The organism is Mesorhizobium sp. M7A.F.Ca.MR.176.00.0.0, from assembly GCF_004023165.1.
Classification (GTDB): domain Bacteria; phylum Pseudomonadota; class Alphaproteobacteria; order Rhizobiales; family Rhizobiaceae; genus Mesorhizobium.
On the sequence record NZ_RZTC01000344.1, the window covers coordinates 1 to 236 of the forward strand.

Annotated in this window: 1 protein-coding gene; it reads left to right on the forward strand. The window is 69.5% G+C overall.

The genetic code is table 11. From position 1 onward, the window contains the following. Positions 1–236 (forward strand): hypothetical protein (locus EOB59_RS35165; protein ID WP_164895883.1); only part of this gene is annotated, 236 nt, incomplete at both ends.

Below are 236 nucleotides of genomic sequence, written 5' to 3' on the forward strand. Positions count from 1 at the left end.
CCCTTGCCCTGGTTATCGACAATGACTGGGCAAGTGCCGCCGATTGGGGCAAACGCGTCGCCACCGCCGAGCGGCTGATCAACGACGCCGGCTCCAACGGCGTGCCGGTCGTCATCGCCTTCACCGCCGAAAAGGCCAATGCCGAGATCGGCCCGTTCGATGCCGCCACCGCCCTTGACCGGCTGCGCGCCGCCAAGCCGCGGCCGATCCCGACCGACCGGCCCGCCATCTATGCC